Source organism: Streptomyces sp. DT190 (assembly GCF_049846985.1).
In the GTDB taxonomy this organism is placed as follows: Bacteria; Actinomycetota; Actinomycetes; order Streptomycetales; family Streptomycetaceae; genus Streptomyces.
The window spans coordinates 273711-291384 of record NZ_JBNCNM010000006.1 but is presented as its reverse complement, the minus strand read 5'-3'; the positions used below and the strand labels follow the sequence as shown (position 1 = coordinate 291384).

General features: G+C 73.0%; 15 protein-coding genes. 5 read left to right on the top strand and 10 right to left on the bottom strand.

Translation table 11 applies throughout. The features are described from left to right. The first annotated feature begins 135 nt into the window (after positions 1 to 135). Entirely contained in the window at positions 136 to 1674 is a 1539-nt protein-coding gene (locus ACPXCS_RS14350; RefSeq protein ID WP_425946818.1) for a peptide MFS transporter, read from the top strand. Positions 1675 to 2058: 384 nt separating this feature from the next. Here ACPXCS_RS14350 and ACPXCS_RS14345 read toward each other — a convergent pair whose 3' ends face one another. Further along, positions 2059 to 2613, bottom strand: a complete 555-nt coding sequence (locus tag ACPXCS_RS14345; RefSeq protein WP_425946819.1) for an ATP-binding protein — start codon at positions 2611 to 2613, stop codon at positions 2059 to 2061. Positions 2614 to 2856: 243 nt separating this feature from the next. After that, the gene (locus tag ACPXCS_RS14340) at positions 2857 to 3234 is read right to left on the bottom strand and encodes an STAS domain-containing protein (protein ID WP_425946820.1); all 378 of its coding nucleotides are present in this window, start codon (positions 3232 to 3234) and stop codon (positions 2857 to 2859) included. 237 nt (positions 3235 to 3471) lie between these two features. Between ACPXCS_RS14340 and ACPXCS_RS14335 the strand changes: the two genes are divergently transcribed. Further along, positions 3472 to 4398, top strand: a complete 927-nt coding sequence (locus tag ACPXCS_RS14335; RefSeq protein WP_425946821.1) for an RNA polymerase sigma factor SigF — start codon at positions 3472 to 3474, stop codon at positions 4396 to 4398. A 100-nt stretch (positions 4399 to 4498) separates the two neighbouring features. Here the strand turns inward: ACPXCS_RS14335 and hutI are convergent, their stop codons facing one another. Genes hutI through hutU form a run of 4 tightly spaced genes read right to left on the bottom strand, consistent with a single transcriptional unit; the run spans position 4499 to position 10021 of the window. Next, positions 4499 to 5794, bottom strand: a complete 1296-nt coding sequence (hutI, locus tag ACPXCS_RS14330; protein WP_425946822.1) for an imidazolonepropionase — start codon at positions 5792 to 5794, stop codon at positions 4499 to 4501. Then, positions 5791 to 7140 (bottom strand): formimidoylglutamate deiminase, encoded by a 1350-nt coding sequence (locus tag ACPXCS_RS14325; RefSeq protein ID WP_425946823.1) that lies wholly within the window; start codon positions 7138 to 7140, stop codon positions 5791 to 5793. The genes hutI and ACPXCS_RS14325 overlap by 4 nt, the downstream gene beginning before the upstream one ends. Next, complete coding sequence (locus tag ACPXCS_RS14320) at positions 7137 to 8360, bottom strand: allantoate amidohydrolase (protein ID WP_425946824.1); 1224 nt, start codon at positions 8358 to 8360, stop codon at positions 7137 to 7139. The genes ACPXCS_RS14325 and ACPXCS_RS14320 overlap by 4 nt, the downstream gene beginning before the upstream one ends. Further along, positions 8357 to 10021: a urocanate hydratase gene (gene hutU / locus ACPXCS_RS14315; protein WP_425946825.1), complete on the bottom strand. Its 1665-nt coding sequence runs from the start codon at positions 10019 to 10021 to the stop codon at positions 8357 to 8359. Before hutU ends, ACPXCS_RS14320 begins: the two co-directional genes overlap by 4 nt. A 127-nt stretch (positions 10022 to 10148) precedes the next feature. Here hutU and ACPXCS_RS14310 point away from each other — a divergent pair, with 127 nt between their 5' ends. Next, complete coding sequence (locus ACPXCS_RS14310; protein ID WP_425946826.1) at positions 10149 to 11501, top strand: diaminopimelate decarboxylase; 1353 nt, start codon at positions 10149 to 10151, stop codon at positions 11499 to 11501. A 374-nt stretch (positions 11502 to 11875) separates the two neighbouring features. Here ACPXCS_RS14310 and ACPXCS_RS14305 read toward each other — a convergent pair whose 3' ends face one another. Continuing rightward, positions 11876 to 12487 carry a hypothetical protein gene (locus tag ACPXCS_RS14305; RefSeq protein WP_425946827.1) on the bottom strand — a complete coding sequence of 204 codons (612 nt, stop codon included), beginning with the start codon at positions 12485 to 12487 and terminating at the stop codon, positions 11876 to 11878. Between the two features lie 105 nt (positions 12488 to 12592). After that, positions 12593 to 13435: a MurR/RpiR family transcriptional regulator gene (locus ACPXCS_RS14300; RefSeq protein WP_425946828.1), complete on the bottom strand. Its 843-nt coding sequence runs from the start codon at positions 13433 to 13435 to the stop codon at positions 12593 to 12595. Between the two features lie 153 nt (positions 13436 to 13588). Here ACPXCS_RS14300 and ACPXCS_RS14295 point away from each other — a divergent pair, with 153 nt between their 5' ends. Further along, positions 13589 to 14011, top strand: coding sequence for a hypothetical protein (locus ACPXCS_RS14295; protein WP_425947098.1), 423 nt, complete (start codon positions 13589 to 13591; stop codon positions 14009 to 14011). 16 nt (positions 14012 to 14027) lie between these two features. Here the strand turns inward: ACPXCS_RS14295 and ACPXCS_RS14290 are convergent, their stop codons facing one another. Further along, the gene (locus tag ACPXCS_RS14290; RefSeq protein WP_425946829.1) at positions 14028 to 14789 is read right to left on the bottom strand and encodes an SDR family oxidoreductase; all 762 of its coding nucleotides are present in this window, start codon (positions 14787 to 14789) and stop codon (positions 14028 to 14030) included. A gap of 144 nt (positions 14790 to 14933) precedes the next feature. On the opposite strand from ACPXCS_RS14290, the gene ACPXCS_RS14285 reads away from it, so the two are divergent. Then, the gene (locus tag ACPXCS_RS14285; protein WP_425946830.1) at positions 14934 to 15791 is read left to right on the top strand and encodes a helix-turn-helix transcriptional regulator; all 858 of its coding nucleotides are present in this window, start codon (positions 14934 to 14936) and stop codon (positions 15789 to 15791) included. Between the two features lie 392 nt (positions 15792 to 16183). Here ACPXCS_RS14285 and ACPXCS_RS14280 read toward each other — a convergent pair whose 3' ends face one another. After that, positions 16184 to 17572 (bottom strand): cystathionine beta-synthase, encoded by a 1389-nt coding sequence (locus tag ACPXCS_RS14280; RefSeq protein ID WP_425946831.1) that lies wholly within the window; start codon positions 17570 to 17572, stop codon positions 16184 to 16186. Positions 17573 to 17674: the final 102 nt, after the last annotated feature.

Genomic DNA, 17674 nt, shown 5'->3' with positions numbered 1-17674 from the left:
GACCGCCCACCGTTCCGTGATCCGGAGCGGACCCCCGAAGGCGTCGGGCGGACGGCCGTACGCACCGGTGCCGGCAGCCCCCACCGGGCGCGCCACCGCTGCCGCGGTACGCGTCCCGAGCAGCAAGGAACGACCATGGCGTCCAGCCTGACGAAGGACTCGGCCCGACCGGGCACCCCCGGTTCCGAGAAGACCTTCTTCGGCCACCCCCGCGGACTGGCCACTCTGTTCATGACCGAGATGTGGGAGCGCTTCAGCTTCTACGGCATGCGGGCCCTGCTCGTCGTGTACCTGCTCTCCGGCGGCCCCGACGCCAAGAAGGGCAGCATGGGCGGCGGTCTGGGCATGGACCTCGCCACGACGACGGCGATCTACTCGGTCTACCTGTCGATGGTGTACCTGCTCGCCATGCCCGGCGGCTGGCTCGGCGACCGGGTCTGGGGTCCGCGCAAGACGGTGGCGATCGCGGCCGTCACGATCATGGCGGGTCACCTGGTGCTGGCCCTGCCCGGTGGCCAGGCGCCGTTCTTCGCCGGTCTGGCCCTGGTCGCGCTCGGCTCCGGTCTGCTGAAGGCCAACATCTCCACGATGGTCGGCCACCTCTACGACGGGCCGGACGACCCGCGCCGTGACGGCGGCTTCACGATCTTCTACATGGGCATCAACATGGGTGCCTTCTTCGCGCCGCTGATCATCGGCACCGTCGGCCAGCAGGTCAGCTGGCACCTCGGCTTCGGCCTGGCCGCGGTCGGCATGGGCATCGGCCTCATCGCCTTCCTGCTCGGCACGCGCAACCTGAGCCCGCAGAGCAACATCGTGCCCAAGCCGCTGGCCGCCGAGGAGCGCTCGGCCTGGCTGCGCAAGGGCCTGCTGTGGCTGATCGTCGCGACCGTCTTCTACGGCCTCGTCGGCTTCACCGGCCACTTCACGCTCAACTGGGCGATGATCCCGCTCACGGTGATCGGCCTGATCATCCCGGCCGGCGTGCTGATCCGCATCAAGCGGGACAAGGAACTCAGCGACGTCGAGCAGTCGAAGATGACCGGCTACATCTGGTTCTTCGTCGCGGCCGCCGTGTTCTGGATGATCTACGACCAGGGCGGTTCCACGGTCCAGGCGTTCGGTGAGACGAAGGCCTCCGGCTCGCTGCTCGGCTTCGACTTCCCCTCCTCCTGGTACCAGTCGCTGAACCCGGTGTTCATCATGGCGCTGGCCCCGGTCTTCGCCTGGTTCTGGCTGTGGCTGAACCGCAAGGGCAAGGAGCCGAGCACGGTCGCCAAGTTCGCCGCGGCCCTGTTCTTCATCGGTGTCTCGTTCTTCTTCTTCCTGCTGCCGCTGGGCATGGCCGACGGCGACACGCTGGTCAGCCCGATGTGGCTGGTGGGCATCTACCTGATCCAGACCGTCGGTGAGCTGTGCCTCTCCCCGGTCGGCCTGTCCGTGACGACCAAGATGGCCCCGGCCAAGTACGCCAGCCAGATGATGGGCGTCTGGTTCCTCGCGGTCACGGCGGGCGACTCGGTGACGGGTCTGCTCTCCAACCCGGCCGTCGGCGGCGTGGACCTGAGCGGCACCGGTGCGGTGGCCGTCGAGGCGGTGCTGGCCGCCCTCGCGGGTGTCGCGGTGTACATGTACCGCCGGAAGGTCAAGGCCCTCATGGGCGACGTCCACTGACGCCACTCGCCGGACCGTGACAGGGGCCGCCGCACCGGAAGGTGCGGCGGCCCTTCGTAGTGACTCCAGTGGCAGCGGCCGTGGCCGGGCCGGGCCGGGTCACCCGTTCGGCCGTATCAGCGGCGCCCGGACGATGGGCCGGAAGGACGGTCGGCGGGGGGGCCGGAAGGACGGTCGAGGGTGGGCCGGAAGGACGGCCGGTCCGCCGGTCCGGCGGCGATGCGGTGAAGCGGTGAAGCGGTGAGGCGGCCGCACGGTCAGGCGGAGAGGCGGACACGCGGTCAGGCGGCCGCTCGGACGGTCAGGCCGCAGTCAGGGGACACGGGGCACAGCCCCGCAGAGACACGGGCCCGGAAACGGGCCCGAGACGCGTACGGGCCGGGGTCAGGCCGGTGCGCCCAGTTCCGCCCACACCGTCTTGCCGCCGACTCCCGGGGTGCGCACGACGCCCCAGTCCAGGCACAGGCGCTGGACGATGAACATGCCGTGGCCACCGGGGCGGCCCGCCCGGTGGGGCGTGCGGGGCGCGGGCTGGCCGGTGCCGCGGTCGGTCACCTCTATGCGGATCACCTTGTTGTCGCAGGTGATCTGGAGCTGGTCCGGCCCCTCGGCGTGCAGACAGGCGTTGGTGACCAGCTCGGAGACGACGAGCAGGACGTCCTCGGCGGCGGCCCGCTGGTCGGCGGAGGCGGCGGGCAGCCAGCCCCACGCGTACAGGGCCTGGCGGGTGAAGTCGCGCGCGAGCGGGACGACCCCGCTCTCCCCCTCGAAGCTCAGCCGGCGCACCTGCCGGCCCCCCGGCGGCGCCGCGGCTCCCTCCTGCGGGGCCATCCCCTCGCCGGCCGCACCGGCCGCCGCCACGCCACCCTCGGACGCCCCGGAAGCGCCGCTGGGCTCCGGCCCGCGGTCGCCCGGCGAGTAAGGCCGGGTGGTGCTCATCAGCGCTTCACCTCACCGATTCACCAGTTCACGATTCAAAAGATTGAGTACACAGTCAGTCACGCGGTGCGCGGCACGTCGGTTTCACAGCACCCCCGGGTCACCCCGTAGTCGACAGGCTCAGGATGTCTCCTGCCCGGGCGGACGGGGGGAACACCCCTGTATTGCGCACGAAACTCGCGACGGGGGTAGGACACCGGTCACAGGGATACGTCAGGGGCGCTGCGGGCCGGGGCACGCCGGTCAGCCCGACTCGTCGGCGAGGGCCGCCTCAAGCGTGTCGTGCACGCGGAAAACCGCGTCCGCGCCGGTGATCTCGAACACGCGTGCCACCACCGGCTGCATTCCGGCGAGTGTCACGCCGCCACCGGCGGCCTCGGCCTTCAGGCGTGCCCCGAGAAGCACGTTCAGCCCCGTGGAGTCACAGAACTCAAGGCGCGCGCAGTCGATGACCAGGCGCTTGAATCCCTTGGCGAGGCAGTCCTCGAGTGGCTCGCGCAACAGATCGGCGGTGTGGTGATCCAACTCACCCGCCGGGGTCACGACGGCACTGGGGCCCTCTTCCCGCACCTCCACCAGAAGCCGGCCAGACTGTGCGCTGCCGACCGTCCCGCGGTCCATGCCGTCTCTCTCTCCCGACGTCGTGGCTGTACTGACGCCCTCGAACACTACGCCTTCCTCACACACTCCGACACCCGAACAACCCCACACAAACGGACATATGCCCACAGAGCGCACTTGCGGTCGGCTCAGGAAAGCGGGTAGGCCTAGTAAGGACACGTAACCGACACGGCCGGCTTTGGAGGCGCCGCACACCGCAGTGCACGTACTGGCTCCGGCAGCCATATGCCGAGAACGATGGAGGACATCATGTCACCCCGGCTCGACGCATCGCGTACCCAGAAAGCGACGTCGACACCCCCTCCGGAACATCTGGAACCCATCGAGCAGGACGAGACGCTCGTCACACCCGACGACCTTCTCTCCGGACTTCCGGACATCCCCCCGTACGAGGAAGTCGACGCGGTCGACGCACGGGCCCTGTCCAAGACCCTCTTCGAGCGGCTGGAGTCGCTGGAGGAAGGCACCCCCGAGTACTCGTACGTCCGCAACACGCTCGTCGAACTGAACCTGGCGCTGGTCAAGTTCGCCGCCTCCCGCTTCCGCTCCCGCAGCGAGCCGATGGAGGACATCATCCAGGTCGGCACCATCGGCCTGATCAAGGCGATCGACCGCTTCGAGCTGTCCCGCGGTGTCGAGTTCCCCACGTTCGCGATGCCGACCATCATCGGCGAGATCAAGCGCTTCTTCCGTGACACCTCGTGGTCCGTGCGCGTGCCGCGCCGGCTCCAGGAGCTGCGGCTCGACCTGGCCAAGGCCGGGGACGAGCTGGCGCAGAAGCTGGACCGCGCCCCGACGGTGCACGAACTGGCCGAGCGGCTCGGCATCTCCAACGACGAGGTCGTCGAGGGCATGGCCGCGTCCAACGCCTACACCGCCTCCTCGCTGGACGCCCAGCCGGAGGAGGACGACTCCGAGGGCGCGCTCTCGGACCGCATCGGCTACGAGGACCACGGGCTCGAAGGCATCGAGTACGTCGAGTCGTTGAAGCCGCTGATAGCGGAACTCCCGCCGCGCGACCGGAAGATCCTGTCGCTGCGGTTCGTCGCCGGCATGACCCAGTCGGAGATCGGCGAGGAGCTCGGCATCTCGCAGATGCACGTCTCGCGTCTGCTGTCGCGGACGCTGGTACGGCTGCGCAAGGGGCTGACGGTCGAGGAGTGATCCCCTCCGGGTGATCGTGTCCTCCCGTGTCCTTCCGTGTCCTTCGGGGGCGGGCCTCAGGGCCCGCCCCCAGGCGCGTGCGGCCGTTCCTCCCCGCTTCTCACACCACGCGCCGGCCCCGCCGCCACACGCCGCTGACCAGCGGCACGCCCGGCCGGTAGGCGAGGTGGACGTGGCTCGGCGCGTCCAGGAGCACCAGGTCGGCGTAGGCGCCCGGGGTGAGGCGGCCGACGTCCGTGCGGCGCAGGGCCGCGGCGCCGCCCGCGGTGGCGGACCAGACGGCCTCGTCCGGGGTCATCCCCATGTCCCGCACGGCGAGCGCGACGCAGAACGGCACGGACGAGGTGAACGACGAGCCGGGGTTGCAGTCCGTGGACAGCGCGACCGTCGCCCCCGCGTCCAGCAGCCGCCGCGCGTCCGGCCACGGGGCGCGCGTGGAGAACTCGGCGCCCGGTAGCAGCGTCGCCACCGTCCGGCTGTTGGCCAGGGCGTCCACGTCGGCGTCGGTGAGGTGGGTGCAGTGGTCGGCGCTGGCCGCGTCGAGTTCGACGGCGAGCTGGACGCCGGGGCCGTGGGAGAGCTGGTTGGCGTGGATGCGCGGGTGCAGCCCCCTGGCCCTGCCCGCGGTGAGGACGGCGCGGGCCTGGTCGCCGTCGAAGGCGCCCCGCTCGCAGAAGACGTCGATCCAGCGGGCGTGCGGCGCGCAGGCGTCGAGCATCTCGCCGGTGACCAGGGCCACGTAACCGGCCGGGTCCTCCGCGTACTCCGGCGCGACGATGTGGGCGCCGAGGTAGGTGACCTCGTCGGTGTGGGCGGCGGCGACGCGCAGGGCGCGGGCCTCGTCCTCGACGGTCAGGCCGTAGCCGGACTTCGTCTCGAACGTGGTGGTGCCCTGGCGGAGGGCCTCGGCGAGGTAACGGGTGACGTTGGCCTCCAGTTCCCCGTCGCTCGCCGCCCGGGTGGCCGCGACCGTGGTGCGGATGCCGCCGGCGCGGTAAGGGCGGCCCGACATGCGGGCGTTGAACTCCTGCGTGCGGTCGCCCGCGAAGACGAGGTGGGAGTGGGAGTCGACGAAGCCGGGCAGGACGGCCCGGCCGCCGGCGTCGACGCGATTGTCAGTGGCGGGTGCTTTGCTGTGATCACCGGTCCACACGACGCGGTCGCCCTCGATGGCGACCGCTGCGTCGTGGATCAGTCCGAGGGGGGAATTGTCACCGAGGGAGGGGTCGTTGGTGACCAGGGCGGCGATGTTGGTGATGAGCGTGCTTGCGGTGCTCGCGGAGTGGGCGGGGCTGACGGTCGTCGCGTTGCTCATGGCGTCCTTGGTGGCCTGGTCGGCGGTGGGATCGGGTACGGGGGCGGAGCCGGGCCGCGCGGGTGGGTGGCCCGGGGTCATCCGCGCAGGGCTGCGACGGCGTCCGCGAGGGCGCGCGGCACGTCCGGCACCAGGGTGTGGACCCCGTCCCGTACGACGTGCCGGCCTGCCACGACCGTATGCGACACGTCCGCTGCCGACGCGGCGAATACGGCCGTCTCGGCCCCGAGCCGCGGAAGCGGCCCTGCCGTCCTGACCGAGTCGAGGGCGATCGTCGTGAAGTCGGCGAGCGCGCCCGGCTCCAGGGCGCCCGCCTCGTCCCAGCCGAGGGCGGCGTGGCCGTCGGCCGAGGCGGCCCGCAGGAGGGCCGCCGCCGTCCAGTGACCGCGGGTGCGGGTGCGCAGGCGCTCGTTCAGCTCCATCGCCCGCGCCTCCTCGAACAGGTCGATCACGGCGTGGCTGTCGGAGCCCAGGGACAGCGGGGAGCCCTCGTTCTGCAGGGCGACGGCGGGCCCGATGCCGTCGGCCAGGTCGCGCTCGGTCGTCGGGCACATGCAGGTGCCGGTGCCGCTGGCGCCGATGAGGGAGATGTCCTCGGCGGTCAGGTGGGTGTTGTGGACGCCGGTGGTGCGCGGTCCGAGCACCCCGTGCAGGGCGAGGAGCTGGGTCGGGGTGCATCCGTGGGCTTCCCGGCAGGCGTCGTTCTCCGCGGTCTGCTCGGACAGGTGCACATGGAGCGGGGCGCGCCGCTCCTCGGCCCAGCGTGCGACGGTCTCCAGCTGGCCGGCGGGCACGGCCCGCACGGAGTGGATCGCCGCCCCGATCCGCGCGTGATCCCGTTCCTTGAGAAGTGCACAGCGTGCGGCCCAGGCGTCGGCGTCCCCGTCGGAGAAGCGGAGCTGGTGGCGGGTGGGCGGCCGGCCGAAGCCGGAGGAGAGGTAGGCGGTGTCGAGGAGGGTGACCCGGATGCCGGCCTCGGCGGCGGCCGCGAGGAGGGCCTCGCCCATGGCGTTGGGGTCGGCGTACGGGGTGCCGTCGGGGGCGTGGTGCACGTAGTGGAACTCGCCGACGGCGGTGATGCCGGCGAGGGCCATCTCCGCGTACACGGCCCGGGCGAGCGCGTGGTAGGTGTCCGGGGTCAGCCGGTCGGCGACGGAGTACATGACCTCGCGCCAGGTCCAGAAGGTGCCGGAGCCGATCTGGGCGGTGCCGCGCAGGGCGCGGTGGAAGGCGTGCGAGTGGGCGTTGGCCAGGCCGGGGAGGGTGAGGCCGCGCAGCGGCTCGGCGCCGGGGGGCGGGGCGTCCACCCCGGTCCGGACGGCGGTGATGCGGCCGTCCGCCGTCTCCAGGGCGACGCCCGGTTCGACGTGGGTGCCGAGCCAGGCGTGTTCCAGCCAGTAGGTGCGGCTCTGCTGGGCGGGCGTCACGGGCAGGCCAGTCCTTCCAGTACGTCGGCGAGGGCGAGCACTCCGGCCACGCAGTCGTCCTCGGCGGCGAACTCGGCCGGGGAGTGCGAGACGCCCGTGGGGTTGCGCACGAACAGCATGGCGGTCGGGATGCTCCCGGAGAGGATCCCGGCGTCGTGTCCGGCGCCGGTGCCGAGGACGGGGACCGTGAGCTGCGGGTCCCGGTCCTGGCCGAGGATCCGGGCGAGTTCGTCGCGCAGGGCGTGGTCGAACTCGACGACCGGGGTGAAGGACTCCCGGACCACGGCGAGATCGACCCCGTGGGCGGCGGCGTACTCCCCGGCGGCCTTGTGCACCCCGGCGACCACGGCGTCCAGGCGGTCCTGGTCGGCGGCACGCGAGTCGAGCCAGCCGCGCACCAGGGAGGGGATGGCGTTGACGCCGTTGGGCTCCACGGCGATCTTGCCGAAGGTGGCGACGGCGCCGGCCAGTTCGGCCTCGCGGCGGGCGGCTAGGACGGTCTCGGCGTAGGCGAGCATGGGGTCGCGCCGGTCGGCGAGGCGGGTGGTGCCGGCGTGGTTGGCCTCGCCGTCGAAGTCGAACCGCCAGCGGCCGTGCGGCCAGATCGCGCCGGCGACGCCGACGCGGTCGCCGGACAGGTCCAGGGCCCGGCCCTGTTCGACGTGGAGTTCGACGAAGGCGCCGATGCGGGCGAGCCGTTCGGGGTCGGGCCCGATGGCCTCCGGGTCGTATCCGGCGGCTTCCATGGCCCGGGGCAGGGTGGTCCCCTCCCCGTCGGTCAGCCGGTGGGCGTCGGCGGCGGTGAGCTGCCCGGCGGTGAGCCGGGAGCCGACGCAGGCGAGGCCGAAGCGGGCGCCCTCCTCGTCCCCGAAGTTGACGATGCCGAGGGGCCTGGTGGGGTGCGCTCCCCTGTCGCGCAGCTCGTCGAGGGCGGCGAAGGACGACACGACGCCCAGGGGCCCGTCGAAGGCGCCGCCGTCGGGGACGGAGTCGAGGTGCGAGCCGGTGACGACGGCGTCGCCGCGGGCCGGGTCGCCGAGCCAGGCCCACTGGTTGCCGTTGCGGTCGGTCTCGTAGGTCAGTCCGCGGGCCTCGGCCTGCTCCCTGAACCATGCCCGGCAGTCCAGGTCGGCGCCGGTCCAGGCGAAGCGGCGGTAGCCGCCGGAGGCGGAGCTGCGGCCGATCGGCAGCAGCTCCGCCCACATGCTGTGGAAGGTCACGCCTGGTCACCCTCGCGCATCGGGACCCGCACCCCGCGCTCGGCGGCGACGGACTCGGCGATGTCGTACCCGGCGTCGACGTGCCGGATGACGCCCATGCCGGGGTCGTTGGTCAGGACGCGGCGGATCTTCTCCCCGGCCAGCCGGGTGCCGTCGGCCACGGTCACCTGCCCGGCGTGCAGGGACCGCCCCATGCCGACGCCGCCGCCGTGGTGGAGGGACACCCAGGACGCCCCGGAGGCGACGTTGACCATGGCGTTCAGCAGCGGCCAGTCGGCGATCGCGTCGGAGCCGTCGAGCATGGCCTCGGTCTCCCGGTAGGGGGAGGCGACGGAGCCGCAGTCGAGGTGGTCGCGGCCGATGACGACCGGCGCGGCCAGCTCCCCGCTGGCGACCATGTCGTTGAACCGCTCACCGGCCTTGTCGCGCTCGCCGTAGCCGAGCCAGCAGATGCGGGCGGGCAGGCCCTGGAAGTGGACACGCTCACCGGCCAGTTTGATCCAGCGGGCCAGGGACTCGTTCTCCGGGAAGAGGTCGAGGATCGCCTGGTCGGTCTTGGCGATGTCGGAGGCCTCGCCGGACAGGGCCGCCCAGCGGAAGGGGCCCTTGCCCTCGCAGAAGAGGGGGCGGATGTAGGCGGGGACGAAGCCGGGGAAGGCGAAGGCCCGGTCGTATCCGGCCAGCCTGGCCTCGCCGCGGATGGAGTTGCCGTAGTCGAAGACCTCGGCGCCGGCGTCCTGGAAGCCGACCATGGCCTCGACGTGCTTCGCCATGGACTCACGGGCGCGGGTGGTGAAGCCGGCCGGGTCCTTGGCGGCGTAGGAGGCCATCTCGTCGAAGTCGACGCCGAGCGGCAGGTAGGCCAGCGGGTCGTGCGCCGAGGTCTGGTCGGTGACGATGTCGATGGGCGCGCCCAGGGCCAGCAGTTGCGGGACGAGTTCGGCGGCGTTGCCGAGGACGCCGATGGACAGCGGACGGCGGGCGTCGCGGGCTTCGGTCGCCAGCCGGAGGGCGTGGTCGAGATCGTCGGCCTGCACGTCCAGGTAGCGGTGCTCGATGCGGCGCTCGATCGCGCGCGGGTCGCAGTCGATGCACAGGGCGACGCCGTCGTTCATGGTGACGGCGAGGGGCTGGGCACCGCCCATGCCGCCGAGGCCGGCGGTCAGGGTGATGGTGCCGGCGAGGGTGCCGCCGAACCTCTTCGCGGCGACGGCGGCGAAGGTCTCGTAGGTGCCCTGGAGGATGCCCTGGGTGCCGATGTAGATCCACGAACCGGCCGTCATCTGGCCGTACATGGTCAGGCCGAGCTGTTCGAGGCGGCGGAACTCCTCCCAGGTGGCCCAGTCGCCGACGAGGTTGGAGTTGGCGATGAGCACGCGCGGGGCCCACTCGTGGGTCTGCATGACGCCGACCGGCCGGCCGGACTGGACGAGCATGGTCTCGTCCTGCTTCAGGCCCTGCAGGGTGCGCACCATCGCGTCGAAGGAGCGCCAGTCGCGGGCCGCCTTGCCGGTGCCGCCGTAGACGACGAGCTGGTCGGGGTGTTCGGCGACCTCCGGGTCGAGGTTGTTCTGCAGCATCCGCAGGGCGGCTTCCTGCTGCCATCCGAGGGCGCTCGGTTGCGTGCCGCGCGGCGCTCGGACGGGGCGGGGTCCGGACATGGTCTGCCTCCTGGTGGGGTCTCCCGGCGGATGTTGCTGCTTCTATTCACATCCTGGACTCATGAATAGAGCTAGTCAATAGAGCGGGAGGTCGGCGCGGCCGTGCCGTGGATGTTTGGCTGGAGGCATGGGCGCAGACATGGAGACGGAAGAGAAGGACGGCTCCGGGGCCGGGCGGGCGACGCGGCGGGACGAGGCGGTGCGGGCCGCGGTGGAGCAGGGCCTGCTGGGGCCGGACCGGCCCCTGGCCGGGCTGCTGGACGTCGTCGGCATCCGGGAGTCGGCGGCCGAGCTGCGGGCGGCGTTCGCTGAGGTGACCGCGCCGGGCACCCCCGTGCTGCACGCCTTCGCGGTGAAGGCGACCCCGCTGGTGCCGGTGCTGCGGCTGCTGCGCGAGGAGGGCGTCGGCGCGGAGGTGGCGAGCCCGGGCGAGCTGGCGCTGGCCCGGGCGGCGGGGGTGCCGGCGGGGATGACGGTGCTCGACTCGCCCGCCAAGACGCCGGCCGAGCTGCGCGAGGCCCTGGAGCTGGGCATCGCGGTCAACGCGGACAACCCCCAGGAGCTGGCCCGGATCGACGCCCTGATGCGCACGGACCCCGGCCGCTCCCCGCTGGGGATCCGGGTGAATCCGCAGGTCGGCGGCGGCGCCATCGAGGCGCTGTCGACGGCGACGGCCACCTCCAAGTTCGGGGTGGCGCTGCGGGACGAAGGGGCGCGGGAGTGGGTGGTGCGGGCGTTTCTGGACCGGCCGTGGCTGACCCGGCTGCACACCCACACCGGGTCCCAGGGGGTCCCGCTGTCCCTGATGGCGCGGGGCGTGGCGGAGGCGTACGCGCTGGCGGAGGAGATCAACCGCCGGGCGGGGCGGCGGCAGGTCGACACGCTGGACATCGGCGGCGGGCTGCCGGTGAACTTCGCCTCGGACGCGACGACACCGACGTACGCCCAGTACGCGCGGATGCTGGCCGGGGAAGTGCCCGGGCTGTTCGACGGACGGTACGGCCTGGTCACGGAGTTCGGGCGGTCCCTGCTCGCCAAGCACGGCACGGTGGTGGCCCGGGTCGAGTACGCCAAGCGCTCGGGCGGCCGGGCGGTCGCCGTGACGCACGCCGGGGTCCAGGTGGCCGCGCGGACGGTGTACGCGCCGGGGAGCTGGCCGTTGCGGATCGCGGCGTACGACGCGAAGGGGCGGGTGAAGGAGGGGCCCGTCGTGGTGCAGGACGTCGCCGGACCGGCCTGCTTCGCGGGTGACCTGCTGGCTCAGGAGAGGTCCATGCCGCTGCTGGAGCAGGGGGACTACGCGGCGGCGCTGGACACGGGGGCGTACTACTTCGCGCACCACTACGGGTACAACTCGCTGGTGCGGCCCGGGGTGTTCGGGTTCTGGCCCGGGGGGCGGTTCGCGGTGGTGCGGCCGGCGCAGACCGTGGCGGAGGTCGTCGCGGAGTCCGGCGGGGCGCACGTGGATGCGTTGGCCTGAGCGCCGAGGGAGTTCCGTGGGAGTCCCGTGGGTGGGGCGCCTGCGGGGGCGTGGGGGCTGATCGCGCAGTTCCCCGCGCCCCCGAAGGGGCGTGCCCTTGCCGTCGGTCAGACGGGGCCGGTGCCTTCCTGCGCGTTCCGCCGGGGGCCGCGTCGCCGGCCGCGATGCCCGTGCTGCGGGGGCGCGGGGGCTGATCGCGCAGTTCCCCGCGCCCCCGAGGCGGCGTGTCCCCGCCGTCGGTCAGACGAGGGCCGGCGTCTTCCTTCGCGTTCCGCCGGGGGCCGCGTCGCCGGCCGCGATCCCCGTGCTGCGGGGGCGTGAGGGCTGATCGCGCAGTTCCCCGCGCCCCCGAGGCGGCGTGTCCCCGCCGTCGGTCAGACGAGGGCCGGCGTCTTCCTTCGCGTTCCGCCGGGGGCCGGGCTCTTCCTGCGCGTCCCGCCCGGGGCCGCGTCGCCGGCCGCGATGCCCGTGCTGCGGAACGCCTTGACCCGCTTGCCCGTCGGGCGGGCGACACCCGCGCGCAGCCAGTCCACGCGGACCCACAGCAGTACCTCGCCCGCGCGCTCGCGGCGGCCCAGCCACGCCGCCTTCAGCCACAGGCCCACCGCGCAGCCGGCCAGCAGCATGCCGCCCGCGGCCGGCAGCGCGAAGGACGTGCCCAGGGCGGCCAGGAAGGCCAGCAGGAGCCACCAGCGGTGGGCCCGGCGCCAGTTGCAGGCCGTGACCGCGCGGTCCTGGAGCACGTCGTGCTTGCCGGCCCGGGCGGCCGAGGCGGCCAGGGCGGTGTAGCGCTTGCGGCGGGCGGTGGTCACCGTGGCCGCGGCCACGAGGAAGAGGGCGGCTCCGGCCGTCACGCCGATACGGCGGCCGGTGAGCCCTTCGGGGAGCAGGCCGACGCCGGCCGCCAGCACCCCCAGCCACCACAGCGGGGCGGCACCCGCCCGTACGACGACGGCCACCCGGGCCAGTCCATGTCCTCCGCGCATGTCGATCAGCCTCCGTCCGGTACCCGAAGCGTCTGAAGAGAGTTGCAGGAGACGCAGGTTAGCGGCGCAACGTGAGACGAGTCTGAGAAGCGGGAGCCGTTCCCGTCAGTCGACGAACAGGCCCCGTGCCGCCGCCTTGGCGTCGAACTCCTCCAGGCGGGCCTGGGCTTCGGGCAGGTCGTCGCACATGGCCTCCAGCAGGACCCGGCCGAGCAGCATCGGGGCACAGGCCGTGTCGAAGGCGAGGCCGGTGCCGACGGCGGCGGGCAGCAGCAGGTCGGACACCTTGGCGACGGGGGCGAAGGCGGAGTCGGCGACCGTGACGACGGTCAGGCCGGTCTCCCTGGCGTGGGTGAGGGCGTCGACGACCTCGCGGGGGTGCCGGGGCAGCGCGAAGCACAGCAGTGCAGAGGCACCGGCGCGGACGGCGGCGTCGATGCGGTCGGCGAGCATCGTGCCGCCCTCGTTGAGCAGCCGCACGTCGGGGTGGACCTTGGCCGCGAAGTAGGCGAAGCCGTGGGCCTGGGCGGCCGCCGCCCGCAGTCCGAGGACGGGCAGCGGCCGGGAGGCCGCGAGCAGCCGCCCGGCCCGCTGCACGGGCCCGGTGTCGGCGAGCGCGTCCGCCAGGTGCCGCAGGTTCTCGATCTCGGCCTCGACGGCCTGCTGGTACTCGTTGGCCGAGGCGGCCTCCCCCGCCGGTTCCGCGGGGGCGACCTCGCGCAGGTGGCGGCGCAGGGCCGGGTAGCCGTCGAAACCGAGGGCGACGGCGAAGCGCGTCACGGAGGGCTGGCTCACGCCGGCCAGCTCGGCGAGCTCCACGCTCGACAGGAACGGCACGTCGGCGGCGCGGCGCACCATGCTGTGCGCGATGCGCCGCTGGGTCGGCGTCAGCCGGTGGCCCTCGAAGAGCGCCTGCAGCCGCGCGGCAGGGCTGTCGGTCACGCTCATGACGTGCTCCCCCTCGCCTATTCAGTAGCTGAGGATTCTGCATGAGCATATGCAGACCGGCAAGCGGCCTCCCGGTGAACCACCCCTCCGACAGGGGGGCTAACCCCAGTGCGGCCGCCGTCCCGGCTCCCTACCGTGGACGGCATGAGCGGAATGGACGCGCGGGACACCGAGCTGAAGAAGGAACTCGACGCCACGTTGCACGCCCGCAGGGAACTGGGCGAGGACTACGAGTCGGCGCTGGTCGACTCCTTCCTGGAGAAGGTCGACCAGCGGATCGACGGCGCGGTCGAGCGCCGGGTGCGCCGGCAGCTCGCCGAGCAGCAGATGCAGACCGCCCGGGACTCCCGGACGCCGCGGGCCACGGACTCCTGGGGCGAGCGCTTCGGCTTCGGGATCGTCTCCCTCGTCCTCGCGGTGCCGCTGTCCGCGATCGGCGGGGGCGTGGCCCACCTGCCCGGCCTGCTCACCGCCTGGGCGGGCATCGTCGGCGTGAACGTGGTGCAGGCCGCCCGCACCAACCCCGGCCTGTTCGGACGCCGCAAGTCCTCCCAGGACAGCGGCTGGGAGGACTGAGGGGGCGGCCCGGCGGTCAGACCTGCCGTGTCGGCAGGGCCACGATCTGCCGCAGGTTGACCCGGCGCGGCCGGCTCGTCGCGTAGGCCACCACGTCGGCCAGTTCCTCGGCGGACAGCGCGCCCACCGCCTCCAGCATGCCGTCCACCGCGCGGGACAGCTCCGCGTCGGCGATGTGCGTGCGCAGCTCGCTCTCGACGAACCCGGGCTCGATGTTGGTGACCCGGACGTCCCGGGGCCCGAACTCCCCGCGCAGCGACTCCGACAGGTAGGTGACGGCCGCCTTGGTGGCGCCGTACACCGCGTAGTTCGGGAAGCTGACGTGCGCGGCGATCGACGAGATGTTCACCAGGTCGGCGGTCCGGCCCGCCTCGGCGGCGGCCACCAGGTCGGCCGTGAAGGCTCCGGTGACCCGCAGCACCCCGGCGACGTTGGTGTCGAGCATCCGCTGCCACTCGTCGGCGCGCCGGGCGTCGACGGGGTGCGGCAGCATCACGCCCGCCGCGTTCACGACCAGGTCGACGGGCCCGTACTCGGCGTGGATCCGGTCGACGGCACCGGCGACGGACGCCTCGTCGGTGACGTCCGCGGTGACGGCCAGGGCCTGACCGCCGCCGGCCCGGATCTTCCCGGCGACCGCTGCCAGGCGTTCCTCGCGCCGGGCCAGCAGCGCCACGCGGGCGCCGTGCGCGGCCAGCAGCACCGCCACGGCTTCGCCGATGCCGCTCGCGGCTCCGGTGACGACGGCGGTGCGGCCGGCCAGGTTCTCGTACGGCATGGGTCCTCCTCGGTCGGTGGCCGGGGCGTCTCCCCGGTCCCGTCCACCACCCTCGGCGGCCCGGGCCGCCGCACCCAGGGCGACGGTTTTCCTGGGTCCCGCAGTACCAGGTTCGCCGGCTCCGGGCCGCCTACGCTGAGGGGCATGGACGGAGAACTGGGAGACTTCCTGCGCTCGCGCCGCGCCCGGATCCGCCCGGAGGAGGTGGGGCTGCCCTCCTACGGCCGCCGCCGCGTCCCGGGACTGCGCCGCGAGGAGGTGGCGCAGCTGGCCGGGGTGAGTGTCGACTACTACGTCCGCCTGGAACAGGGCAGGGGCCCCGGGGGCCCTGCGCGGACACGGTCCGGTGGCGTCTCGGACGCCGTGCTGGACGCCGTCGCCCGGGTGCTGCGGCTGGACGAGGCCGAGCGGGAGTACCTGCGGGCGGTGGCCCGGCCGCACCGGCGGGGCGGGGGCGGGCCGCAGACGTCCTCGGTGCGCCCCGGTGTGCAGCTGATCCTCGACGGCATGGACCGCAACCCGGCCTACGTGCTGGACCACCGGATGACCGTCCTCGCCTGGAACGCCCTCGGCGACGCCCTGCTCGGCCTCGACGGCACCGGCCCCGAGGACCGCAGCCTGCCGCGCCGGTTCTTCCTCGACCCGGCCTCCCGCGACCTCTACCCGCACTGGACCGCGGTCGCCGAACAGACGGTCGCGCACCTGCGCCTGAACGCGGGTCACCACCCGGGCGACGCGGCCCTGGGCGAGCTCGTCGCGGAACTGACCCGCGCCAGCGCGGACTTCCGCCGCCTGTGGGCCGACCACCTGGTCAAGCCCTGCGACCACGGTGTGAAGCACCTGCGGCACCCGGTCGCGGGCCTGCTGACCCTCCCCTACGAGACCCTCACGGTCCCGTCGGCGCCGGACCAGACGATCGTGGCCTACGCGCCGGAACCGGGTTCGGAGACAGCGGAACGCCTGGCGCTGCTGGGCAGTTGGGCGACGAGTCACACGGGCTGAGCGCGCCCGGACAGCCCCGGTCCACGGGCCGGCCCGGGCCGAAACCGCAGCAGCCGGGGGCGCGGAAGAGGTGCGCGGGGACCGCCGCACCCCCGTGAACGAGGGGCGGGACGACGGCGGTCCCCGCGAAGGACGCGGACCTGGTCAGGCCGGGCCCCCGCGTCCGTGGCGTCGGTGGAGGTCCGGGAGCCGCTCCGGAGGTCCGTGACGCCTACGGCGCCGGCGGGGGCGGGGAGCCGCTCCCGCCCTGCCGACAACCACCACTGTGCAGGTCCCGTGTTAAGCGGGTGCTGCGCCGACGTGACGCCCTCGTACCACTTGCGTGCCGTCCACGAAGATCGCGGACGGCACGCGTTCACCCGGTACTCGCGCCGTTCACCGGGTGTTGGCCGTCACTTCCCGGTACGGGCGAGGAACGACAGCAGGTCCTGCCGGCTGACCACTCCGGTGGGCTTGCCCTCCACCAGGACGATCGCCGCGTCCGCCCTGCCCAGCACGGCCATCAGGTCCGCGACCGGCTCACCGGAGCCGACCTGCGGCAGCGGCGCGGACATGTGCTTCTCCAGCGGGTCGTCCAGCGAGGCGCTCTTGCTGAACAGCGCGTCCAGCAGCTCGCGTTCGACGACGGAGCCGACGACCTCGGCGGCCATCACGTCGGGGTGCCCGGCACCCGGCTTGACGACCGGCATCTGCGAGACGCCGTACTCGCGCAGCACGTCGATGGCCTGGCCGACGGTCTCCTCGGGGTGCATGTGGACGAGGGAGGGCATGCGGTCGCCCTCCTTGTCGGCGAGCACGTCGCCGACGCGGGCGCTCGGGCCGGCGTCCTCCAGGAAGCCGTAGTCGGCCATCCACTCGTCGTTGAAGATCTTGCTGAGGTAGCCGCGCCCGCTGTCCGGCAGCAGCACCACCACGACGTCGTCCTCGCCGAGCCGCGCGGCGACCTCCAGCGCGGCCACGACCGCCATGCCGCAGGAGCCGCCGACCAGCAGGCCCTCCTCCTTGGCGAGGCGGCGGGTCATCTGGAAGGAGTCCTTGTCGGACACGGCGACGATCTCGTCCGCGACGGTGCGGTCGTAGGCGGTGGGCCAGAAGTCCTCACCGACGCCCTCGACGAGGTACGGCCGTCCCGAGCCGCCGGAGTAGACCGAGCCCTCCGGGTCGGCGCCGATGACCTTCACCCTGCCGTCGCTGGCCTCCTTCAGGTAGCGGCCGGTGCCGGAGATGGTGCCGCCGGTGCCGACGCCCGCCACGAAGTGGGTGATCCTCCCCTCCGTCTGCTCCCACAGCTCGGGGCCGGTGGAGTGGTAGTGGGAGAGCGGGTTGTTCGGGTTGGAGTACTGGTCGGGCTTCCAGGCCCCGGGCGTCTCGCGGACCAGCCGGTCGGAGACGTTGTAGTAGGAGTCCGGGTGCTCGGGGTCCACGGCGGTGGGGCACACCACGACCTCGGCGCCGTAGGCGCGCAGCACGTTGATCTTGTCGGTGCTCACCTTGTCGGGGCACACGAAGATGCACTTGTACCCCTTCTGCTGGGCCACGATGGCCAGCCCGACACCGGTGTTGCCGCTGGTCGGCTCGACGATCGTGCCGCCGGGCTTGAGCGCGCCGCTCTCCTCCGCCGCCTCGATCATGCGCAGGGCGATGCGGTCCTTCACCGAACCGCCGGGGTTGAAGTACTCCACCTTGGCCAGGACGGTCGCCCTGATGCCCTTGGTCACGCTGTTGAGCCTCACCAGCGGGGTGTTGCCGACGAGACTGATCATCGAGTCGTGAAATCGCACCGTTGTCTCCGGATGCCGCAAAAGTTTCGGTCGTAGTGTGCGGCCAGCCTATGACTTCGCCGTCGCCCGTGACGGTCGTTCACTCCCCGTTGAGATTCGGCG

Bases quoted from the DNA above. Each gene is read 5' to 3' on its own strand.
- hutU (WP_425946825.1), bottom strand. From the start codon at position 10,021: ATGTCCGGACCCCGCCCCGTCCGAGCGCCGCGCGGCACGCAACCGAGC.
- ACPXCS_RS14295 (WP_425947098.1), top strand. From the start codon at position 13,589: ATGGACGCGCGGGACACCGAGCTGAAGAAGGAACTCGACGCCACGTTG.
- ACPXCS_RS14350 (WP_425946818.1), top strand. From the start codon at position 136: ATGGCGTCCAGCCTGACGAAGGACTCGGCCCGACCGGGCACCCCCGGT.
- ACPXCS_RS14285 (WP_425946830.1), top strand. From the start codon at position 14,934: ATGGACGGAGAACTGGGAGACTTCCTGCGCTCGCGCCGCGCCCGGATC.
- ACPXCS_RS14340 (WP_425946820.1), bottom strand. From the start codon at position 3,234: ATGGACCGCGGGACGGTCGGCAGCGCACAGTCTGGCCGGCTTCTGGTG.
- ACPXCS_RS14335 (WP_425946821.1), top strand. From the start codon at position 3,472: ATGGAGGACATCATGTCACCCCGGCTCGACGCATCGCGTACCCAGAAA.
- hutI (WP_425946822.1), bottom strand. From the start codon at position 5,794: ATGACCCCGGGCCACCCACCCGCGCGGCCCGGCTCCGCCCCCGTACCC.
- ACPXCS_RS14310 (WP_425946826.1), top strand. From the start codon at position 10,149: ATGGGCGCAGACATGGAGACGGAAGAGAAGGACGGCTCCGGGGCCGGG.
- ACPXCS_RS14290 (WP_425946829.1), bottom strand. From the start codon at position 14,789: ATGCCGTACGAGAACCTGGCCGGCCGCACCGCCGTCGTCACCGGAGCC.
- ACPXCS_RS14300 (WP_425946828.1), bottom strand. From the start codon at position 13,435: ATGAGCGTGACCGACAGCCCTGCCGCGCGGCTGCAGGCGCTCTTCGAG.
- ACPXCS_RS14305 (WP_425946827.1), bottom strand. From the start codon at position 12,487: ATGCGCGGAGGACATGGACTGGCCCGGGTGGCCGTCGTCGTACGGGCG.
- ACPXCS_RS14345 (WP_425946819.1), bottom strand. From the start codon at position 2,613: ATGAGCACCACCCGGCCTTACTCGCCGGGCGACCGCGGGCCGGAGCCC.